The organism is Nostoc sp. (assembly GCF_036917655.1).
GTDB lineage: Bacteria > Cyanobacteriota > Cyanobacteriia > Cyanobacteriales > Nostocaceae > Nostoc.
Genome location: NZ_JBALCY010000065.1, coordinates 11,150 through 29,363, shown reverse-complemented (window position 1 = coordinate 29,363; position 18,214 = coordinate 11,150). Strand labels below are relative to the sequence as shown.

The following is an 18,214-nucleotide window of genomic DNA, read 5'->3' as shown; positions in this document are numbered from 1 at the left end:
AGGTTGTAGGGATGGATGAAGCAAGGTCAGATTCCCGACTTCAAAATGCTTGATTGCTTTCTCATTTCGGTAGATTCAGCAAGCAAAAAGACATATTGCTTTCTCAAAATGCTTGATTGCTTTCTCATTTCAGTAGATTTAGCAAGCAAAAAGGCATATTGCTTTCTCAAAATGCTTGATTGCTTTCTCATTTCGGTAGATTCAGCAAGCAAAAAGACATATTGCTTTCTCAAAATGCTTGATTGCTTACTCATTTCAGTAGATTCAGCAAGCAAAAAAGCATATTGCTTACTCATTTAAGTAAATCGCGTATTTATTTTGGTGTTTTGGGCAAGCAAACAGGCATATAGCGGTTATCAATTACCCTGAATACAGATTACTCGTAGGGGTACAGCAATGTTTATGCGTGTCAACTTAGAGCCAGGGCGAATGGAATTCACGAAGTTTACGGGCACACAAACAAAGTCCGCCTCCGCGGACTAAGAAAAAATAGAGGGTTTTTGAAACCCACGCAGGTGGGTAAAGCCTCGTGTAGAAGCGGTTTCTAACTGCCGATTTAACTCCGTGTTATAGAGCAACCTGAGTTATTGATAAATTGCACCATCAGGCATAATTGCCCCAGCTAAGTTAGTACCAACTAATTTAACCAGAAGACGCTCACCAGAGCGAATCCGCGCTCCCGTCAAGTCGGCTCCTCGCAAGTCGGCTCCACTGAGATCCGCTCCAATCAAATTAGCCGCGCGTAAATTCGCCTCCCGCAGATCCGCTAAGAGTAGGTTTGCCCGAAATAAATTTGCTTCAGATAAATTCGCACCTCTGAGGTTGACTTTGTGCATAAAAGTATCGCTGAGATTAGCACCACTCAAATTGGCATAACTTAGATTTCTGCCAGATAAGTCTTTATTGCTCAAATTTGCCCGACTGTAGTCTTTGCCACTCAAGTCTGAGTTTTGCTTTGGTGGCTGCTGGGTTGTTTGAGATGGTTTTTCTTGTTGAGGTGACGGTGAGTTATGTGTGGTTTGATGTTTGGTTTTTAGAGAGCGCAACTTTTCACGAGCTTCATTTATGGCTTTCAGCTTGTCTTGTGCTTTCTGCTGTAAACGGAGATTGTCTTTGGGAATGCGATCGGGATGCCAAACAAAGACTAAATCTTTGTAAGCCTGGTTCACTTCCTCAAGTGTTGCCCCAGGCTCTAATTCCAAAATTCTATAGTACCGCTCCAGATCGCTCATACGATATTTTGGTGGACAATCAACTTAATTATCAGTGATGGTGCCATTTATTCGCTGCATCATTTGTTATTGATCATGGGGCATTGGGCATTGGGCATTGGTTTCTCCCTGCCTCCCCTGTCTCCCCTGCCCCTCTGCCCCTCTTCCTCCCTGCTCCCTCATCTCCCCATCTCCCCATTTCTCCATCGAGCGATTGCTCTCAAATATGCTGCAACTGGAATCTGATAGACTTCAATAAAAATCCAAACAATAATTGATAAATGTGATAAGAAAGTTAATATCGTCCAAATATATGGCATCCAGGTAATCGGTTCCTTGAGATTAGCAGGAAAATAGTAAGCTACTATGCCAATTAGAGTAGTGGGAAGAATTACAAAAACTGCTCCTGCTAGTCCATAACCCCAACCTAATTCCACACCTTCCAACTGGCCTTCTGTCCAACTAAACCCATTCCAACGCCAAGTTAAGGGTGGTTGTCTAGAAGGCATCTTGATTTGCTGTAGTTCTAGGTTAACTGTAAAAATCTCGTGGCAAAAGTCACAACCCATAGCTTCCATCAATGGCAGATGATAAATCTTACCTATTCGACAGACTGGGCAGGGGTAAACTCCATGATAGTCGAAAGATTGGGCTAAGATTTTGGAACTGGGCATAATGAAACTGATGATCCTAAAAAGTTGATCTGGTCAATGAAGACTTGGGTAAGAATAATGTCTGGCGATTGTCAATTGTCTGCAATCAGCTTTCGCAAGATGAGGTGACAAGTCAGGAGAATTATATATTTTAACTTCTGAATCCTGGCTCTTTGAACTTCTGAGGGACGCAAGCCACCGCTTAAAGTTCTCTCTCATTACCTTGATTTGGCTGTATTTTATTCATTAAAGAATCGCCATATTCTGAATTTTGAGATTTTTCACCATTGATTTTTGATCATTTACACTACCCATTTGTCATGACACAACAATATTTGTAAACTTATATAACTATGGTGATATCTAATAACAAGCTGCTTTCTTTGTCTACGCAAACAAGCAACTGGTTCTTCACCACACAATCAGAACAGGGCGTGATTTTGAATTTTGCAAAGCGTAACTAGTCTTGACTCCCACATTTTTACTGAGTCTATCGCTTTTTTATGGTTTGTGGGGGTCTTGACACCGCCTACTCTTCCTGTTAGTGTTACGCTACATAGGTATAGTTCTTAAGTTTTCCAGCAAAAGCCCCGCAAATGCTTAACAGAAATTCCTACTTTTATTTTTGGTTTAGGGTGGTTCACCGGGAGTGAATCGAGTTTCCTAATGGAAACCGCCCGGTGAACCGCAGAGCGAACTCTGCGGTTTTTGTTGTTTTAAGGAGAATTTCATCGTCATGACTTATTTAAGTAGCTGGTTTTATGGCTTTTACTTTTGGCCCAGAGTAAGTTCCGGGTAAATAGCGTCATGTCGATCAATCAGAACGCGCCCGGAACTCTTCAAAGGTTTCGGGCTTTTTTGTTGTTACTGGGGACTGGGGACTGGAGACTGGGGACTGGGGACTGGAAAACAACTCTTATCTCAATGCCTAATACCCAATACCCAATGCCCAATGCCCAATACTTAATTTTTAGGATAATCGAACCATGATTAACGCCAAACTTGCCGCACAATCTCATCCGAACCACCAGACAATTGTAAAAATCTCAGAAAAAGTCGCCTTCGGAGGTAAAGAACTGGTAATTATCGGTGGCCCCTGCACAGTTGAAAGCTTAGAACAAATGGAGATAGTTGCCCAAAAGCTATCTACTGCATCCGTGCAGGGGTTGCGTGGCGGTGTCTACAAACCCCGCACATCTCCCTACGCCTTCCAGGGTATGGGGGAGTCAGGATTAGAGATTTTGGCAAGGGTGCGATCGCATTACAATATGCCAGTTGTCACCGAGGTGATGTCAATTTCCCAAATTGAAGTAGTCGCCGCCCACGCTGATATGCTTCAAGTTGGTAGCCGCAATATGCAAAACTTTGACTTGCTCAAAGCTTTGGGACAAGCTGGTAAACCAATACTGCTCAAGCGTGGTTTAGCAGCGACAATTGAAGAATTCGTCATGGCTGCTGAATATATTCTCAGCCACGGGAATCCTGATGTGGTGTTGTGTGAAAGAGGTATCCGCAGCTTCGATGATTACACTCGCAATGTCCTGGATTTAGGGGCAGTGGCAGCACTCAAGCAAATAACTCACTTGCCTGTGATTGTAGATCCTTCCCATGCCGTCGGTAAACGGGAACTAGTAGCACCTATGGCTAGGGCTGCGATCGCTTGCGGTGCAGATGGATTAATTATTGAATGTCACCCAGAACCAGAAAAATCTGTTTCTGATGCCCGTCAAGCCCTCTCTTTAGAAGATATGGTGCATTTAGTTGATAGTTTAAAGCCTGTAGCAACAGCCGTTGGGCGCAGTATATCAGAAGCGATCGGGGCAGGTTGTAAACCCGCCCCGATTTTTTGTGCTGCTTAAATTTCAGTTGAGGGCGTAGTTTACCGCCGTAGGCATCGCTTGAATGTCTCAGTCAAAAGATTTCTTTTGGCTTAAGAACAAACAGCGATCGCCTTCGTAAAATAAAGTTGTTGCTTAGTACACGTCACCGCAAAAAGGGGTCGGAAATAAAAATTGTCATGTCACTGGACACGTTTCATTACAAAAAGCGAATTCCGTACCTGTTTTATGGTGGGCTGTACTTAGAATAAACCTTTATTCTCTCCCTCTGCCTCCCCTTCTCTCCTGCTCACCCTCTCTGAGGAATAAAGCCATGACTCAAGCCTTACGCAAAATAGTTACATTCGATGAATTTGTTGCTCAGTACCCAGACAACCCACAACGACGTTATGAACTGCATGATGGAGTAATTGTTGAGATGGCACAACCAACAGGCGACCATGAAGAGGTCGTTGGGTTTTTAGTCAGAAAACTTATTGTTGAATTAGATCGCTTAAATCTTGCCTATTTCATCCCAAAAACAGTATTCGTCAAACCACTTGAAAACGAATCAGCTTATTCACCAGATATCCTTATACTAAATCAGCCTGATTTAGTAAACGAACTTCTATGGAAAAAAGCATCCACTGTAAGCCTTGCCGCATCTATTCCTTTAATAGTAGAGGTAGTAAGTACCAATTGGCGTGATGATTACCACAAAAAATACGCTGACTATGAACAAATGGGAATTCCTGAATACTGGATTGTGGATTATGCCGCATTGGGCGGTAGGGAATTCATTGGCAAGCCAAAACAACCTACTCTCTTGGTTTGCTGTTTGGAAGAAGGTGAGTATCTAATTAATAAATTTCGAGGTAATGACCGTATCCAATCACCAACTTTCCCAGAGTTGAATTTAACCGCAGAACAAATTTTTTGCGCTGGTGTGGTCAGCTAATACCATTTTGGATTTTGGATTTTAGATTTTGGATTGTCAAAGAAGCAAATTTATACTTAAATTTCAGCAACACTATATAGAGTTTCAATTATGTCTGACGCAATTATTCAATCTGAATTATTGAACCACAAAGCTGATAACGAGCAAAACCTCTGCCAGATTCTGAGTGTACAGGAATTAAGTCTTCTAAACGATCGCTCCAACAGCAAAGGACTGGTTCAACTCGGTTTTCATCTCACTGTTATGGGTTGCAGTGGCTACCTGTGGGCAACGAATTTTGGCAATTGGTCGGTGGCTATACCAGCACTGGTAATCTACGGCTTCAGTCTGGCTTCGATGTTTGCACCGATGCATGAATGCGTTCACAGAACAGCTTTCGCTAACAATCGGTTGAATGATGCTGTAGCTTGGTTTTGCGGCTTGCTCTCATTTTACAACAGCACGTTTTTTCGTCGTTATCATAAGTGGCATCATCGCTACACTCGCGTTCCTGACAAAGATCCGGAACTGACTGATCTCAAACCGAGCAACCTGGGCAAATACTTGTTGATAATTAGTGGTTTGCTGTGGTGGTGGGGTAAAATAGGGGGTCATTTTCAGGTTGCAACTGGTCAATTTGACGATTTTTCATTTGTGCCAGAAGCGGCACGAGCCGAAGTTATTCGCTCTACACGTTGGCAATTAAGTATTTATGCTGGTGCGATCGCTCTCTCAATTGCAGTTGGTCAGCCTTGGTTTTTCCTTTATTGGCTGCTACCGTTGTTTGTCGGTCAGCCAATTCTCCGGTTTATTTTGTTGGCAGAACATACAGGTTGCACTCTTGACGCAAATCTACTCACGAATACACGCACAACGCTTACCCTCTGGCCTGTGCGATTTTTCATGTGGAATATGCCATTTCATGTAGAACACCATTTATATGCATCAATTCCGTTCCATGCCCTACCAAAAGCACATCAGCAATTGAGCAAACACTTTACCCACATTGAACCTGGCTATCTGAAAGTCAACTGGGATATTGTGGCTAAATTGGGGTAATTGGTAGGATGATAATAAGTCTATTTAATTTTTGTTTGCTCTAGACTCGACCTTAATGCAGCTTTATCAGATTATGAATAATGATTAAGAAAAACGAGTATAGACAAACATCATAAAAATGCAAGCTGAAAACTTGATTGGAATTGAAGCAAGATTACAAATTAATTGGGTTTGGCTAAATGCCAGCTTACAGTTTGCTAGTTGGGGACTTTTTTCACTTTTACTCGCTGAGGTCTTGAGAGACAGCTACCATGCTTTGTGTCACCAGGTCAATTGGCTTGCTAAATGGCACAACAAGCACCACATGGCCTATCGCCGCGATTTATCGATAGTTTCCCTGAAAATTTATCAAGAATCCCAGCTCTATCACGACATTTTAGAGTCGAGTCTACTGCTGGTGATATTGGTGGTAATTGCCTTAATTGTCCAGCAAATGGGGTTATGGCTGGGAGTAGTTTATGCTTGCACCTTCTTATATGGCGCGTCCTTGCGGTATTTTCAGGGAAAAATTGATACAGACTACAACCACTTACCCGGCCCTTTAGAGACAATTCCATCCATTTGGTGGGTGAATCGGTCTTACCATTGGCGGCATCATTTTGATGATGTCAACGCTTACTACAGTGGTGTCTTTCCCCTAGTGGATAAAATTCTTGGCACAGGACTGTCTCTCAAGGGGAAAACCATCGCTTTAACCGGAGCATCAGGAGCGTTGGGACAAGCGTTGGCGGCTGAACTTGTAAAGAATAATGCTAAAGTCGTCGCATTAACCACTAATCCAGAAAAATTAGTCGAGCAAGTTGGGGTGAAAGTGGTTCCCTGGCAATTAGGTAATGAAGCCAATCTGAAGGATAGTTTAGAGAAAGTAGATATTTTAATTATCAACCACGGAGTCAATGTCTATACCAGCCGCACAGCAGAGGCTATCAACTCCTCCTATGAGGTGAATACCTTTTCAGCATTACGGTTGATGGATATATTTTTGACAACTGTGACAGGCCCACAAGCAAAAGCAACTAAAGAAATTTGGGTAAACACTTCTGAGGCTGAGGTGTCTCCGGCGTTGAGTCCGCTTTATGAACTCAGCAAGCGATCGCTAGGGGATATTGTTACCCTCAAGCGATTGGACGGGGATTGTGTAATTCGCAAGTTAATTCTTGGCCCGTTTAAGAGTCAACTGAATCCTTATGGAGTCATGTCTGCACAGCAAGTTGCTCGGGCGATCTTATTTTTGGCACGGCGAGACTTCCGAAATATTATTGTGACAATAAATCCTCTTACCTATCTGCTGTTTCCCTTAAAGGAAACTAGTACGTCGCTATACTATCGAGTCTTCAGCCGGACAGCGAAAAGTGAACAGGACTTACGCAAACAATAGCCGAAAAGAAAGATTTTCAGGTAGGGGCAATTCATGAATTGCCCCTGAGCGCATGTAGTTTTGCGTAGGCGTAGCCCGCCCCAGGCATCGCTAAGAGTGAGTGTTGATTATTTAATGTTGAAAAAAGTCTATTCTTATGCACTTTTAAAATGGAAAGGTTATTCTATTCCAGATTTTGAGCGATTATTACCCTAACATAAAACACTGACCGAATAGGAACGAATTGCCGGGTCTACAGTTACAATTGTTAAATCATGTTGTAAAGCTTGACAAATCAACATTCTATCAAAAGGATCACGATGTAATAATGGTAAATTCAAGAGTTGAGCAACACTTTCTTCATCTAGGTTGAGACTACTGATTAGATGCTGCTGACGCTGTTTGGGAAGGTAGATTTCAGATGATTCTGGTAATGGTAATTTACCTAATTGATATTTAACAGTTGCTTCCCAAACTGAAACGCAACTTAAATATACATCGTTATTTAAATTACTAATGCTATTTTGTAAATGAATTGGTAATTTTTGATCACCACTAATAAACCATAAGAAAATATGGGTATCTAATAATAGTTTCATTTCCCCTCAAAACTATTCAAAATCTCTTCAGGTAAGGGATTATCAAAATCATCTGGAACAATGAACTCTCCAGCACATAAGCCATAAGGTCTGATTAGTTGAGAAGTGGGTGAAACTGGTTTAATTTCTGCAATAGGTTTACCTGCTTGCGTGATAATAATACTTTCTCCTGCTGCTACTTGGTGAAGATAGCTAGTTAGGTTCTGCTGGATTTCATCAATTGTTACAGTTAACATGAGATTTGTATGTATAAATATTTCTAGTATATCAAATTGAGAGTTTTAAATTATAGCAATTACTATTCCAGATTGAGCAGCAACTTTTAATAATTCTACTCATGAAATACTGTTAACTAAGGATAAATCATGAATATCCAAATTAAACCTGAATTATAGCTTATCGAAGCCCATAAAAATTAGGCTTAATTAAGTAACTGCAAATTCAGTATACTGTCTGATATCGGCTGGTTGGAAAGCGAGAACAATTTGATTTTTAGAAATACCAGCGTTAACAAGTTCGTTGGCTATCCCATGTTCTGTACCGTCTCTTTGAATCCAGATTTTGTCGTTGATAATGTCAATATGGACTAAGCAACCATGCACCCGTAGATTATTTTCCCAGCCTAGTGTTAGTAGTACGTAATGGTTAGCAGTTTGGTCTATAATTAGTTGTCTTTCTAGTTCTCCGTAAGCGTAGGAGAGTTGGGCGTATTCGTCTAATATTTTTTGAATCATTTGGCGATAATTATCTAAGGTATCCATTTTGCCAAACGCTACGCGAAGATGGATTAAAAACAAGATTTTGAAACCCGCCTGCGCGGGTTTTGTCTGTATTAACGCGAATTCCATTCGCCGGGTGCTACTGAGTTTTATTTTTATAAAGTTCCATAACTTCGTCTAGGACTTCAATAGGGTAGCTATTGACTTGTCCATGACGCTCATCTGGAACTTTTCCAGTTTCATAACTCTTTTGCCGACAAATTTTACCAGCCTTAGTGCCTAAGTTTCTGGCTTCTCTTTCAGAAATTCTAATTTCATTGAGCTTGCAGTAACCACGAACAGTACAGTAATCAGATCCTCCGATGAGAGCATCAAATTTTACTTCTAAAACCTCTGTACGGTTTTTTTGTTCACTTAGATTAGACATTATGGAATGTAATTCTATTCCATATTGCTTATTGATAGCTGTTAGTTGGATGAGATTTTGAGTCAGTAGGTCAATTACTTGTGAAGTCATAATTTAGTCCTTTATTTTTGTTGAGGTTTTAATTTCACAAAAAACTACCGACTCACCCAAGCCCATGATAAAATAGACATAATATATTAAAGACGCGGCTCCGCAGCCTTAGCATTCTAGCTTGGCTTGGGGAGTCGTTTTTTTTGTGAAAAAAAAGGAAAATATTTCCTTCCTTTTCAGAGTATAAACCGATCCCTGATGATTTTTCTACTACGGGGATAAGAACATTTTTTTCAGAGATAGCGTTCCAAACCGGAAATTATAGAAATTTATCTGACCAACTTGGAGATTACAAACCCTAAAAGAGTTATGTGATATCCGGCTAAATAGCTATTATAACTATATCCGAGATAAGGGCGATAGGACGCGAAAATGCTTGTATATAGGGACATGCAGTGCTTTTTTTGTCGTTGATGAATCGAATGTGATATCAGGTTTTAGGCGTTATATCACGTTAATACCATTACTGTTCAAAAATTTTGATTGCGCCTAAGTTATATACCTTAAGATAATTCCCTTAAAACATACATATAAGTAATAACAAGAGCTATAGCATAAGGTGCATGGGTTATTGCATAATAGCAATATCTAGGCGTAGTATTTTGTTATATGGCAACTAAAGATGAGCTTATAGTCGAACAACCGAAATCTTCTCCAATAGCTAACTCTTATCCATCTTCAGTGGCATTTATCCATAATGTATTGGATGAATATGGCTTAGACTCATACGAATTTCGCTTATATGCTCATATAGTTCGTAGAACAGGGGGTAAACCTCAAGGAGTGTGTTTTGCCAGTCTTCGCAAGACAGCAGAGATTTGCAAAATGAGTATGCGTAAGGCACAGCAGGCAATAAAAGTTCTTATCAAAGCTAATTTGGTTACACAAACGAAACGGACAGGACGGACAGATGAATATCGAGTTACTCCAGTCAGCGATTGGGTTTCTAAAGACCAGCTAGATCAAATACGCAAGACTATTAAAACTGTGAAGGATGCATCTCCTGATTCAGACCTCAATACTGAGATAGGGATAGAAAACGAGTAATTTATATCCCCAAAATAAAAAAAGGGATAAGCCCAAAAGCCTATCCCCGCAGAAAATTAACTAATCAATGTATCAAGTTCCCGAAGTCAAAAAGTTGATATACTCAACTTTCAACTTCTGTCGGCTAAAATGCAAAAAATTTAAACAGATGCAAAACCAGTAAACTGCCGGACAGAAGGCGATCTAAAACCCAAAACAATATCTGTTTTTGGCACTCCTAACTCTACTAATTCATTAGCTACCCCTTCCTCAGTCAAATCACGCTGAATCCAGATTTTGCCATCTTTAATATCTACATGAACAACACAACCATAAGCCCGTTTTTCATCTTCCCATCCTACATAAACTACTAAATAGCGATTTCTTTCACAATCAAAAATTAACTCCTTTTCTGTTCCTTCAGATAAATGATTTTCTATATGTCTTCCTAAAACAGTTTGAACTAATTCTGAGTAATTTATTCCTTCCATAAAACAATCTCCTGTTTAATAGTTTCAAATATTAACAACTTTAATTTATGTTCAGAAATTACTTCTTGAATAAACGGGATTAGAAAAAACTCTGTATATATTTCAGAACTAATTGCTAGATATAAAATGCGGTCAGGTTCTTTTTTTCTTAAAACAGAACGGTAATTAAGTGTTTGTCCTAAAGCCGTATGAAATTCACTTATCTCTGATTTACCTAGAAAAGATTTGACTTCGACTGCTATCTTTTGCCCATCCTTTTCTGCTGCTAAAAGTCTTTCTGCACCTAAATCAATACGAAATTCGATACCATCTACTGTAATAGATAAAGGATCGTGAGTAATAAACCAATTATCTTTTTCTAAGGCTAAACGAACTGCATTGTGAAAAAAATCTTTGGCTGACATAAAAATTTAAAATAATATATTCTATCATACCTGATTTTTGAAGTGACAATTCCTCCTTTTGCGCCTTTGCTCTTTAGCATTTTGCTAAGAGCTATTGCGCGAAACACAAAAAAAGGGATAAGCCCAAAAGCCTATCCCCTAAAAAATTAATTAATCAACTAACATCAAGTTCCAGTAGTCCAAGAATTGATGTACTCAATTTGATCTGGTGTTAGGCTATCAATCTTAATTCCAATAGCTTCCAATTTCAAACGAGCAATTTCTTGATCCACATCAATGGGAATTGAGTGCAAACCAGGTTCTAACTTACCTTTATTCTTCACTAGGTATTCAACAGCTAAAGCTTGGTTGGCAAAGCTCATATCCATAACCGCGCTGGGATGTCCTTCAGCCGCAGCCAGGTTAATCAAACGTCCTTGTCCGAGAACGACAACTGATTTACCACTTTGCAGTTTGTACTCTTCGGTGAAGGGACGCACTTCCTTGATTTCCTTAGCTTGAGAAGCCAAGTATTTCAAGTCAAGTTCAATATCAAAGTGACCGGAATTACAAACGATCGCACCGTCTTTCATCGCATCGAAATGTTCAGCGCGAATTACGTGCTTGTTACCTGTAACTGTGATAAACAAGTCGCCAACTTTAGCAGCTTCTGCCATTGGTAAGACGCGGAAACCATCCATTACGGCTTCAATTGCCTTGATGGGGTCAATTTCGGTAACAATCACGCTACCACCCATACCACGGGCGCGGAGGGCTGTACCTTTACCACACCAGCCGTAACCAACTACAACTATGTTTTTACCAGCCAGCAGAATATTTGTGGCGCGAATGATGCCGTCTAGGGTCGATTGTCCAGTACCATAGCGGTTATCAAAGAAGTGCTTGGTATCAGCATCGTTGACGTTCACTGCGGGGAAGGTGAGAACGCCATCTTTGAACATGGCCCGCAGGCGCACAATTCCCGTTGTGGTTTCTTCAGTGGTGCCAATCAAATCGGCAATTTGGTGTTGGCGCTCTTGGATTAATGTGGCAACCACATCGCTACCGTCATCAATGATGATATTGGGGCGGTGATCTAGGGCGATTTGGACGTGGCGGCTATAAGTTGCGTTATCTTCGCCTTTTTGAGCAAAGACGGGAATTTCATGATCGACGACGAGGCTAGCTGCTACGTCATCTTGGGTTGATAAAGGATTGCTAGCAATTAAAAGCGCGTCTGCACCACCGGCTTTCAGAGCGATCGCCAAATGTGCTGTTTCTGTTGTAATGTGGGCGCAAGCTACAAGGCGTAAGCCAGCAAAGGGCTTTTCTTTGGCAAAGCGATCGCGGATTTGCCGCAAAACTGGCATTTCGCGTCCAGCCCATTCAATGCGCTGTCTTCCCAAGGCAGCTAGGCCGAGGTCTTTAACCTCGTGCTTTAATCGGGGAGAAGTTGCGGTCATCAAAAGTTTCCTCAAAAAATTAAAAAAGTTACGTAAAATTTACGCACTCTACTAGGTTATTCTACTACTGGCGATTTTTGCTGGTAATTAGCAAACTACCAGTCAATCAATTTTGGATTTTAGATTTGCGATCGCGCAGCGTCGGAACGAGCGCCTTTTAGATTGGCTGCACCCAGAAGGGGCGGGGATTGAACCATTTTCAATTCCATTATCCAAAATCTAAAATCTAAAATTGGCACAGTCAATAGTCATCAAAACTAGCTTGACGTTTGATCAGCAGAATGTCAACTTCATCCCCAGCTTCTTCCTTTTTGTTTTATCTTTGGTAAGAGTAAGACTCTTCTCAGCTTAATCCCTGATTCTAAGTACATTGTCATCTGTCTAAAGATAGAGGGCAACAAAAAAAACATCAAAATTTCATCATCTAAAGGGAAAACTTCAACTTTAGATAGGTACATTTACCCAAAGTTATTGCGGAGGATGGTTATAGAAGTAGTCAATAGTAGATTTTACTCAAGGAGGTGTTTGAGTGCGCTTTCAATTTTTGGCGATCGCTAGTTCAATGGTTATAGGCGTTGTATCTGTGCCAAAAGCCACAGCCCAGATTCCTTTTTTACCGCAGCTGCAAGCTCTCAGCAGCGTGAGTAATGATTCAGATAACAGAATTGTTTCGGGCTGGATTTATTTAGATGGTCGTCAGTTATTTCAGATAACGGCATCAAAAACTAACTTTCCTGAGCGTTCAGAAGACATCCAAAAAAAGTTGGAGAAAATTAGCCAAAACTACTTTCAGTCATCAGCAAAAACAGCAGTCAAGGTAGAAGTTCGCAAAGTAAACGAATTACCAGTAATTTATGTCAACGGTCAATATCTGATGACCATCACTTCTGAGGATGCTGGACTGCGAAAGGTAGATATATCGACATCGGCAAATCAAATCGCCGAAATATTACAAGAAAAGTTGCAACAGGCAAAGCAAGAAAGACAAACTCAATTTTTAATCGACCAAGGTAAAATTGCTGCGGGCACTGGACTGGCAATGATTGTCATGAGTTGGGGGGTATATAGCTGGCAGCGGCGCTCCAAAAAGGATTTATTATACCCCATTGCCTCCCAACCCCCGATAGGGCCCCTAAACTCCCCAATTTCACCAGCAGTAGCAGCAGCTCAACCAATTACAACACAACTCAATCAACGGCAAACGCAGCATCTTCAAGAAGTCAAAAGACGATTGTTTCAGCTAACTCAAGCCGGAATTTGGGGAGGTGGAAGTTTCTTGATTTTGGGTCTATTTCCCTATACACGACCATTTCAGGTAGGAATTCTCACAGCTGCCCAATTTCCTTTGCGATTAGGTGTCGTGTTACTAGGAACCTATGTCGCGATCCGTTTTACCTACGCCCTGATTGACCGTTTCACCAGCACTCTGATCAGCAGTGGTGCTTTACTGACTCCAGAAAGTTCTGAACGTCTGCAACTGCGAGTTTCCACATTTTCTGGTGTGACTAAAAGCATCGCTACTGGTATCTGGATAGGAGTAGGCTTCTTGCTAGCGCTAGTGTCATTGGGAATAGATATTGTTCCCTTGCTAGCGGGTGTCAGTTTAGTTGGTGTTGCAGTGTCTCTGGCCTCGCAAAACTTAATTAAAGATGCGATTAACGGTTTTTTGATCATTCTAGAAGACCAGTATGCTTTAGGCGATGTGATTACTGTGGGAGACGTGGGAGGCTTAGTAGAAAATCTGAATCTGCGGATGACCCAACTGCGGGATTCAGAAGGGCGCTTGATCACGATTCCCAATGGTGAAATTAAAGTTGTTGCCAATCTTTCTAGTCGTTGGTCACGAGCCGATTTAACAATCCCGATCGCCTACCAAGCTGATACAGAAAAGGCTTTGAAGTTGATTGAAAGTATTGGTTTCCAGATGAATCAAGAAATGCAATGGCAGTCTCAAATTTTGGAACCACCGCAAGTTTTGGGAATAGATCAATTTGGCGATCGCGGTTTGATTATTCGGGTATGGATTAAAACACAGCCTCTCAAACAATGGGATGTAGCACGCGAGTTTCGCCGTCGCCTGAAAGTTGCTCTAGACGAAGCTGGAATTTCCATTTCTGTGCCTCAACAAGCAATTTGGGTGAATGATGATCACTTGTTAAATTTTCAGGGGAATGGCAAAGCTAATTAGAAATTTGGATTCATTACTGTCAACTAACGTAAAAACCAGTCTAGACAGAGCTTTGAGAGATTGCCTCGTTAAGAGCCTCTGCCTTTTAATGCCTTCTAGTAGGCTCCGCCTTCCTGACTCGCGGCAGCAGCCCAATGAGGTGCATTTCCAGCCAGAGGCTGGAAACGAGGTTTTAAGAGGATTTATGGCTTAAGTTGACACCAATGAGCAATGCTGTGCCCCTACAAAATATGTGGTTCAATTAAATGCAAAATGCAAACTGCTGTAAAAGTCCCCAATCCCCAATCCCCAATCCCCAGTCCCCAATCTTGCGCGATCGCCAACACTAAACCTTAATAAATCCTTATATTAATAAAAAGCTACTACCTCACTAACGAATCTTGAAGTTTTCCTTAATTTATGTTTGTCAATACCTTCATCAGACGTCCAGTCCTGACGACGGTCTGTACGTTCATCATTTTGCTACTGGGAAGCATCTGTATTCCGATCCTGCCGATTTCTCAGCTACCAGACCTCGCCCCGGTGCAAATCACCCTTAGCTCTACCAATACTGGTGCAGATGCTCAAACAACAGAAAGCACCGTCACCAACATTATTGAGCGACAAATTAATGGTGTTAAAGATGTATCCTATATATCTTCTAATACGGGTAATGATGGTTCCAGCAATATAACTGTTTCCTTCCCAACTAATGTCAATAGCGATATTGCTCAAGTAAACGTTCAAAATAAAGAAGGACTTGCTGAACCTCAATTGCCAGATACTGTTCAACGAACAGGTGTCACCGTTGAAACGGCATCGAGCAGCCTGCTTCTTGTCTATGGGTTTTACTCAGATAATAATGAGTATGACAACATTTTTATCAGTAATTATGTTGATTTGTATATTCTCGATCAGATCAAACGGCTTCCTGGTGTAGGAAAAGCCACGATTTTTGGGGAGCGCAAATATGCCATGCGTCTTTGGCTTGATCCCAACAAGCTTGCCCAACATCAACTAACCCCTCAAGATGTGACAACTGCCCTGCAAGAACAAAATATTCAGGTGGGTGCAGGGTCGATTGGTAAAGAACCAGCACCAGATAATCAAAGTTTTGAATTTGCTTTACGGGCAAGCAGTCGATTTAAAGATGCGGCTGAATTTGAGGATATGGTGCTGAAGGTGAGTCAAGGTGGCACTAATAGCACCACAAATAACACTACTAATAGCAGCACCAATGGCAGCACTAATAGCACCCTAGTTAAGCTCAGAGATATCGGTCGAGTTGAACTGGGAGCAGAGAGCTATCTCGCTGATGCCAAATTCACCCTACCAGGAAGCGATCCCAAGCCAGCCGTGGGTTTGGGGATATATCAACTTCCCGGTAGTAATGCCCTGGACGTTGCCCATGCTGTTGAAGACCAGATCAAAATACTAGAGAAGAGTTTTCCACCTGGACTAAAAGGACAGGTGGCATTTGATACCACTCCATTTGTAGAAATTTCTTTAGAAGAAGTTCTACAGACTCTGGTTGAAGCGATTATCTTGGTGGTCTTGGTAATTTTTGTCTTTTTGCAAGACTGGCGAACCACGATCATTCCCACTGTTGCGATCCCCGTTTCCCTGGTTGGGACGTGTGCAGCTCTGTTGGTTTTAGGATTTCAGATTAATACACTCACCTTATTTGGTTTCGTCCTCGCGATCGGTCTCGTTGTGGATGATGCGATTATTGTAGTGGAGGCAGTTGCAGTCAAACTGGAGCAGGGCATGAGGCCCTTGGAGGCAGCGATCGAAGCCATGAAAGAGTTGACTGGGGCAGTCATTGCCACTTCACTTGTACTCATGGCGGTATTCATTCCAGTTACATTCATTCCGGGTACTACTGGGATTGTCTACAAACAATTTGGGTTAACCGTTGCTTGCTCTATTGCCATTTCGACCTTCAATGCTTTAACTTTCTCTCCGAGTATGGCAGCTATCCTCATGCGCCCGGCTCAGACTGCATGGGGTCCTTTGGGATGGTTTTTTGGGCTATTTAATCGGGGATTTAGCTGGTTTACGCGCCGCTATGTCGGGTTTGTTAGCTACCTCACCCATATCAAGCCGATTGTAATTGGGGTTTTCATCGCTGGTTTAGTAGCAACGGTTTTGATGTACAAAGCAGTGCCGACTGGATTTATTCCAGAGGAAGATCAGGGTTACTTCTTTGTAGTTGTGCAAGGGCCTGATGGGGTTTCTTTGAAATACACCGAATCTGTTATGGATCGGGTTGTCAAAGAAGTAACATCGCTTCCGGAAGTTCAAGCTAGTTTTATGATCAGTGGTTTTGGTTTCGATGGCAATGCTTCTAATTTAGGCATTGCCTTTGCTAACCTGAAACCCTGGAAAGAGAGAACTCTAGAATCTCAGTCTGTCTATGGAATACTTCAGAGGATGAACAAAAAGCTCTCTGCAATTACAGATGCTAGAGCGATCGCGGTGAATGCTCCTCCGGTTAGAGGATTAAGTAGTACGGGTGGTTTTGAGTTTATCATTCAAGATAAAACCGGAAGTGCGCCGATTCAAACCCTGCTTGATACGGCTCAAAAATTCATTGGGGCAGCAAATAAAAACCCTGTTTTACAACGAGTCTTCACTCAGTTCACCGCAGACACTCCTCAATTTGACATCCAAGTGAACCGCAACCAAGCCAAAGCTCTCAACGTGGAACTCAGCGACATCTTTGGGACGTTGCAAAGTTACCTGGGGTCGCAATATGTGAATGACTTTGTGCAAGGACAGCGACAGTATCGAGTATATGTCCAAGCAGATGGGGTTTTCCGCTCTAATCCAGATGATATTGGCAAGCTGTATGTTCGCTCTGCAAGTGGGGCGATGATTCCGTTGAGCAATTTGGTGAAAGTTACTCCCTTTGTGGGGCCAAAAACCATTTCGCATTATAACTTGTACAGATCAATCAAAGTCCAGGGCGCTCCTGCTCCCGGCGCTAGTTCTGGACAAGCGATTAAAGCGATGGAGCAACTGGCTAAAGAAGTCTTACCTCAGGGATTTGGTTATGAATGGACGGGGACTTATCTCCAGGAAAAGACATCTGGGGGATCTACGGGCTTGATTTTTGCCTTCGCCTTCGTTATTGTCTTTCTGGTGCTGGCGGCTCAGTATGAAAGCTACGTTGACCCGATCATTATTTTGCTGACGGTTCCCTTAGCAGTCTTGGGAGCGATGACGGCGATTTGGGTACGTTCCAATATTTTCATGGCAGGTAGCATCTTCCCCAAAGTGGTGGATGATATCTATTGTCAGGTAGGTTTGGTGACTTTGATTGGTCTAGCCGCAAAGAACGCGATTTTAGTCGTGGAATTTGCCAATCAGCAGCATGAGCAGGGCATGAGCTACACGCGGGCGGCGGTGAAAGCGGGGCAAGAACGTCTGCGACCAATCTTAATGACTTCCTTTGCAGCGCTATTAGGATTTTTGCCCTTGGTGATCTCTCAAGGGGCTGGAGCCAGCAGCCGTTGGTCTTTAGGAACAGCGCTCTTTGGGGGGCTGCTGCTTTCGACGTTCTTGAGTTTGTTTTTAGTGCCAATTCTGTACATCTTAGTTAAGAGCTTGGCTCAGGCTCTATTTTCTCGGAAGCGATCGGGAGGTTCAAAGCCTCCAGATTCTCCTAATGGAACTTTGGCATCTGAACATCGGGTTTTGCCTGCTGGCTCAACTCAGCCAGAGACACAACTTAGGTCTCAGGAGGATGGGATATAGCTGACTTTTGCCGTTAAGTCAAGTCTATGTGAGCTCGACGAACCTCTCCCTGGTTT

General features: G+C 42.1%; 17 protein-coding genes. 7 read left to right on the top strand and 10 right to left on the bottom strand.

Going from position 1 to position 18,214, the window contains the following annotated elements; translation table 11 throughout:
• Nucleotides 1-26: 26 nt before the first annotated feature.
• The 3 genes from V7K30_RS22110 to V7K30_RS22100 all read right to left on the bottom strand — a co-directional run bounded on the left by V7K30_RS22110 (nucleotide 27) and on the right by V7K30_RS22100 (nucleotide 1,885).
• Nucleotides 27-296, bottom strand: a complete 270-nt coding sequence (locus tag V7K30_RS22110; protein ID WP_335002906.1) for a hypothetical protein — start codon at nucleotides 294-296, stop codon at nucleotides 27-29.
• Between the two features lie 288 nt (nucleotides 297-584).
• On the bottom strand, nucleotides 585-1,232 hold the full coding sequence (locus V7K30_RS22105) for a pentapeptide repeat-containing protein (RefSeq protein WP_335002904.1): 648 nt from the start codon (nucleotides 1,230-1,232) through the stop codon (nucleotides 585-587).
• A gap of 158 nt (nucleotides 1,233-1,390) precedes the next feature.
• Nucleotides 1,391-1,885, bottom strand: a complete 495-nt coding sequence (locus tag V7K30_RS22100; protein ID WP_335002902.1) for a hypothetical protein — start codon at nucleotides 1,883-1,885, stop codon at nucleotides 1,391-1,393.
• 965 nt (nucleotides 1,886-2,850) lie between these two features.
• Here V7K30_RS22100 and aroF point away from each other — a divergent pair.
• The 4 genes from aroF to V7K30_RS22080 all read left to right on the top strand — a co-directional run bounded on the left by aroF (nucleotide 2,851) and on the right by V7K30_RS22080 (nucleotide 7,055).
• Nucleotides 2,851-3,723 (top strand): 3-deoxy-7-phosphoheptulonate synthase, encoded by an 873-nt coding sequence (gene aroF, locus V7K30_RS22095; RefSeq protein WP_335002900.1) that lies wholly within the window; start codon nucleotides 2,851-2,853, stop codon nucleotides 3,721-3,723.
• A 292-nt stretch (nucleotides 3,724-4,015) separates the two neighbouring features.
• The gene (locus V7K30_RS22090) at nucleotides 4,016-4,639 is read left to right on the top strand and encodes a Uma2 family endonuclease (protein WP_335002898.1); all 624 of its coding nucleotides are present in this window, start codon (nucleotides 4,016-4,018) and stop codon (nucleotides 4,637-4,639) included.
• A gap of 90 nt (nucleotides 4,640-4,729) precedes the next feature.
• The gene (locus V7K30_RS22085) at nucleotides 4,730-5,677 is read left to right on the top strand and encodes a fatty acid desaturase family protein (RefSeq protein WP_335002895.1); all 948 of its coding nucleotides are present in this window, start codon (nucleotides 4,730-4,732) and stop codon (nucleotides 5,675-5,677) included.
• Between the two features lie 118 nt (nucleotides 5,678-5,795).
• Complete coding sequence (locus V7K30_RS22080; protein ID WP_335002893.1) at nucleotides 5,796-7,055, top strand: bifunctional sterol desaturase/short chain dehydrogenase; 1,260 nt, start codon at nucleotides 5,796-5,798, stop codon at nucleotides 7,053-7,055.
• A 191-nt stretch (nucleotides 7,056-7,246) separates the two neighbouring features.
• On the opposite strand, the gene V7K30_RS22075 is transcribed toward V7K30_RS22080, so the two are convergent.
• The 4 genes from V7K30_RS22075 to V7K30_RS22060 form a co-directional block, all read right to left on the bottom strand.
• A complete protein-coding gene (locus V7K30_RS22075) occupies nucleotides 7,247-7,633 on the bottom strand; it encodes a type II toxin-antitoxin system VapC family toxin (RefSeq protein ID WP_335002891.1) in 387 nt (128 codons plus the stop codon).
• On the bottom strand, nucleotides 7,630-7,869 hold the full coding sequence (locus V7K30_RS22070; protein WP_335002889.1) for a type II toxin-antitoxin system Phd/YefM family antitoxin: 240 nt from the start codon (nucleotides 7,867-7,869) through the stop codon (nucleotides 7,630-7,632). The genes V7K30_RS22075 and V7K30_RS22070 overlap by 4 nt, the downstream gene beginning before the upstream one ends.
• Nucleotides 7,870-8,058: 189 nt before the next feature.
• Nucleotides 8,059-8,481, bottom strand: a complete 423-nt coding sequence (locus V7K30_RS22065; protein WP_335002888.1) for a XisI protein — start codon at nucleotides 8,479-8,481, stop codon at nucleotides 8,059-8,061.
• A gap of 10 nt (nucleotides 8,482-8,491) precedes the next feature.
• Complete coding sequence (locus V7K30_RS22060; protein ID WP_335002886.1) at nucleotides 8,492-8,869, bottom strand: hypothetical protein; 378 nt, start codon at nucleotides 8,867-8,869, stop codon at nucleotides 8,492-8,494.
• Between the two features lie 609 nt (nucleotides 8,870-9,478).
• On the opposite strand from V7K30_RS22060, the gene V7K30_RS22055 reads away from it, so the two are divergent.
• Nucleotides 9,479-9,916 (top strand): helix-turn-helix domain-containing protein, encoded by a 438-nt coding sequence (locus V7K30_RS22055; RefSeq protein WP_335002884.1) that lies wholly within the window; start codon nucleotides 9,479-9,481, stop codon nucleotides 9,914-9,916.
• 140 nt (nucleotides 9,917-10,056) lie between these two features.
• On the opposite strand, the gene V7K30_RS22050 is transcribed toward V7K30_RS22055, so the two are convergent.
• From V7K30_RS22050 to ahcY, 3 genes are all read right to left on the bottom strand, one after another.
• On the bottom strand, nucleotides 10,057-10,386 hold the full coding sequence (locus V7K30_RS22050) for a XisI protein (protein WP_334832108.1): 330 nt from the start codon (nucleotides 10,384-10,386) through the stop codon (nucleotides 10,057-10,059).
• On the bottom strand, nucleotides 10,374-10,790 hold the full coding sequence (locus V7K30_RS22045) for a XisH family protein (RefSeq protein WP_334832106.1): 417 nt from the start codon (nucleotides 10,788-10,790) through the stop codon (nucleotides 10,374-10,376). The genes V7K30_RS22050 and V7K30_RS22045 overlap by 13 nt, the downstream gene beginning before the upstream one ends.
• A 164-nt stretch (nucleotides 10,791-10,954) precedes the next feature.
• The gene (ahcY, locus tag V7K30_RS22040; RefSeq protein WP_335002882.1) at nucleotides 10,955-12,232 is read right to left on the bottom strand and encodes an adenosylhomocysteinase; all 1,278 of its coding nucleotides are present in this window, start codon (nucleotides 12,230-12,232) and stop codon (nucleotides 10,955-10,957) included.
• A gap of 529 nt (nucleotides 12,233-12,761) precedes the next feature.
• Between ahcY and V7K30_RS22035 the strand changes: the two genes are divergently transcribed.
• Together V7K30_RS22035 and V7K30_RS22030 are read left to right on the top strand one after the other, a co-directional pair.
• Nucleotides 12,762-14,420: a mechanosensitive ion channel family protein gene (locus V7K30_RS22035; protein ID WP_335002881.1), complete on the top strand. Its 1,659-nt coding sequence runs from the start codon at nucleotides 12,762-12,764 to the stop codon at nucleotides 14,418-14,420.
• A gap of 399 nt (nucleotides 14,421-14,819) precedes the next feature.
• Nucleotides 14,820-18,158: an efflux RND transporter permease subunit gene (locus V7K30_RS22030; RefSeq protein ID WP_335002879.1), complete on the top strand. Its 3,339-nt coding sequence runs from the start codon at nucleotides 14,820-14,822 to the stop codon at nucleotides 18,156-18,158.
• Nucleotides 18,159-18,214: the final 56 nt, after the last annotated feature.

What these genes read in the sequence shown, in the direction of transcription:
- ahcY (WP_335002882.1), bottom strand. Translation starts at nt 12,232, where the DNA reads ATGACCGCAACTTCTCCCCGATTAAAGCACGAGGTTAAAGACCTCGGC.
- V7K30_RS22050 (WP_334832108.1), bottom strand. Translation starts at nt 10,386, where the DNA reads ATGGAAGGAATAAATTACTCAGAATTAGTTCAAACTGTTTTAGGAAGA.
- V7K30_RS22090 (WP_335002898.1), top strand. Translation starts at nt 4,016, where the DNA reads ATGACTCAAGCCTTACGCAAAATAGTTACATTCGATGAATTTGTTGCT.
- V7K30_RS22105 (WP_335002904.1), bottom strand. Translation starts at nt 1,232, where the DNA reads ATGAGCGATCTGGAGCGGTACTATAGAATTTTGGAATTAGAGCCTGGG.
- V7K30_RS22045 (WP_334832106.1), bottom strand. Translation starts at nt 10,790, where the DNA reads ATGTCAGCCAAAGATTTTTTTCACAATGCAGTTCGTTTAGCCTTAGAA.
- V7K30_RS22070 (WP_335002889.1), bottom strand. Translation starts at nt 7,869, where the DNA reads ATGTTAACTGTAACAATTGATGAAATCCAGCAGAACCTAACTAGCTAT.
- V7K30_RS22075 (WP_335002891.1), bottom strand. Translation starts at nt 7,633, where the DNA reads ATGAAACTATTATTAGATACCCATATTTTCTTATGGTTTATTAGTGGT.
- V7K30_RS22085 (WP_335002895.1), top strand. Translation starts at nt 4,730, where the DNA reads ATGTCTGACGCAATTATTCAATCTGAATTATTGAACCACAAAGCTGAT.
- V7K30_RS22030 (WP_335002879.1), top strand. Translation starts at nt 14,820, where the DNA reads ATGTTTGTCAATACCTTCATCAGACGTCCAGTCCTGACGACGGTCTGT.
- V7K30_RS22055 (WP_335002884.1), top strand. Translation starts at nt 9,479, where the DNA reads ATGGCAACTAAAGATGAGCTTATAGTCGAACAACCGAAATCTTCTCCA.
- aroF (WP_335002900.1), top strand. Translation starts at nt 2,851, where the DNA reads ATGATTAACGCCAAACTTGCCGCACAATCTCATCCGAACCACCAGACA.
- V7K30_RS22100 (WP_335002902.1), bottom strand. Translation starts at nt 1,885, where the DNA reads ATGCCCAGTTCCAAAATCTTAGCCCAATCTTTCGACTATCATGGAGTT.
- V7K30_RS22080 (WP_335002893.1), top strand. Translation starts at nt 5,796, where the DNA reads ATGCAAGCTGAAAACTTGATTGGAATTGAAGCAAGATTACAAATTAAT.
- V7K30_RS22060 (WP_335002886.1), bottom strand. Translation starts at nt 8,869, where the DNA reads ATGACTTCACAAGTAATTGACCTACTGACTCAAAATCTCATCCAACTA.
- V7K30_RS22110 (WP_335002906.1), bottom strand. Translation starts at nt 296, where the DNA reads ATGAGTAAGCAATATGCTTTTTTGCTTGCTGAATCTACTGAAATGAGT.
- V7K30_RS22065 (WP_335002888.1), bottom strand. Translation starts at nt 8,481, where the DNA reads ATGGAATTCGCGTTAATACAGACAAAACCCGCGCAGGCGGGTTTCAAA.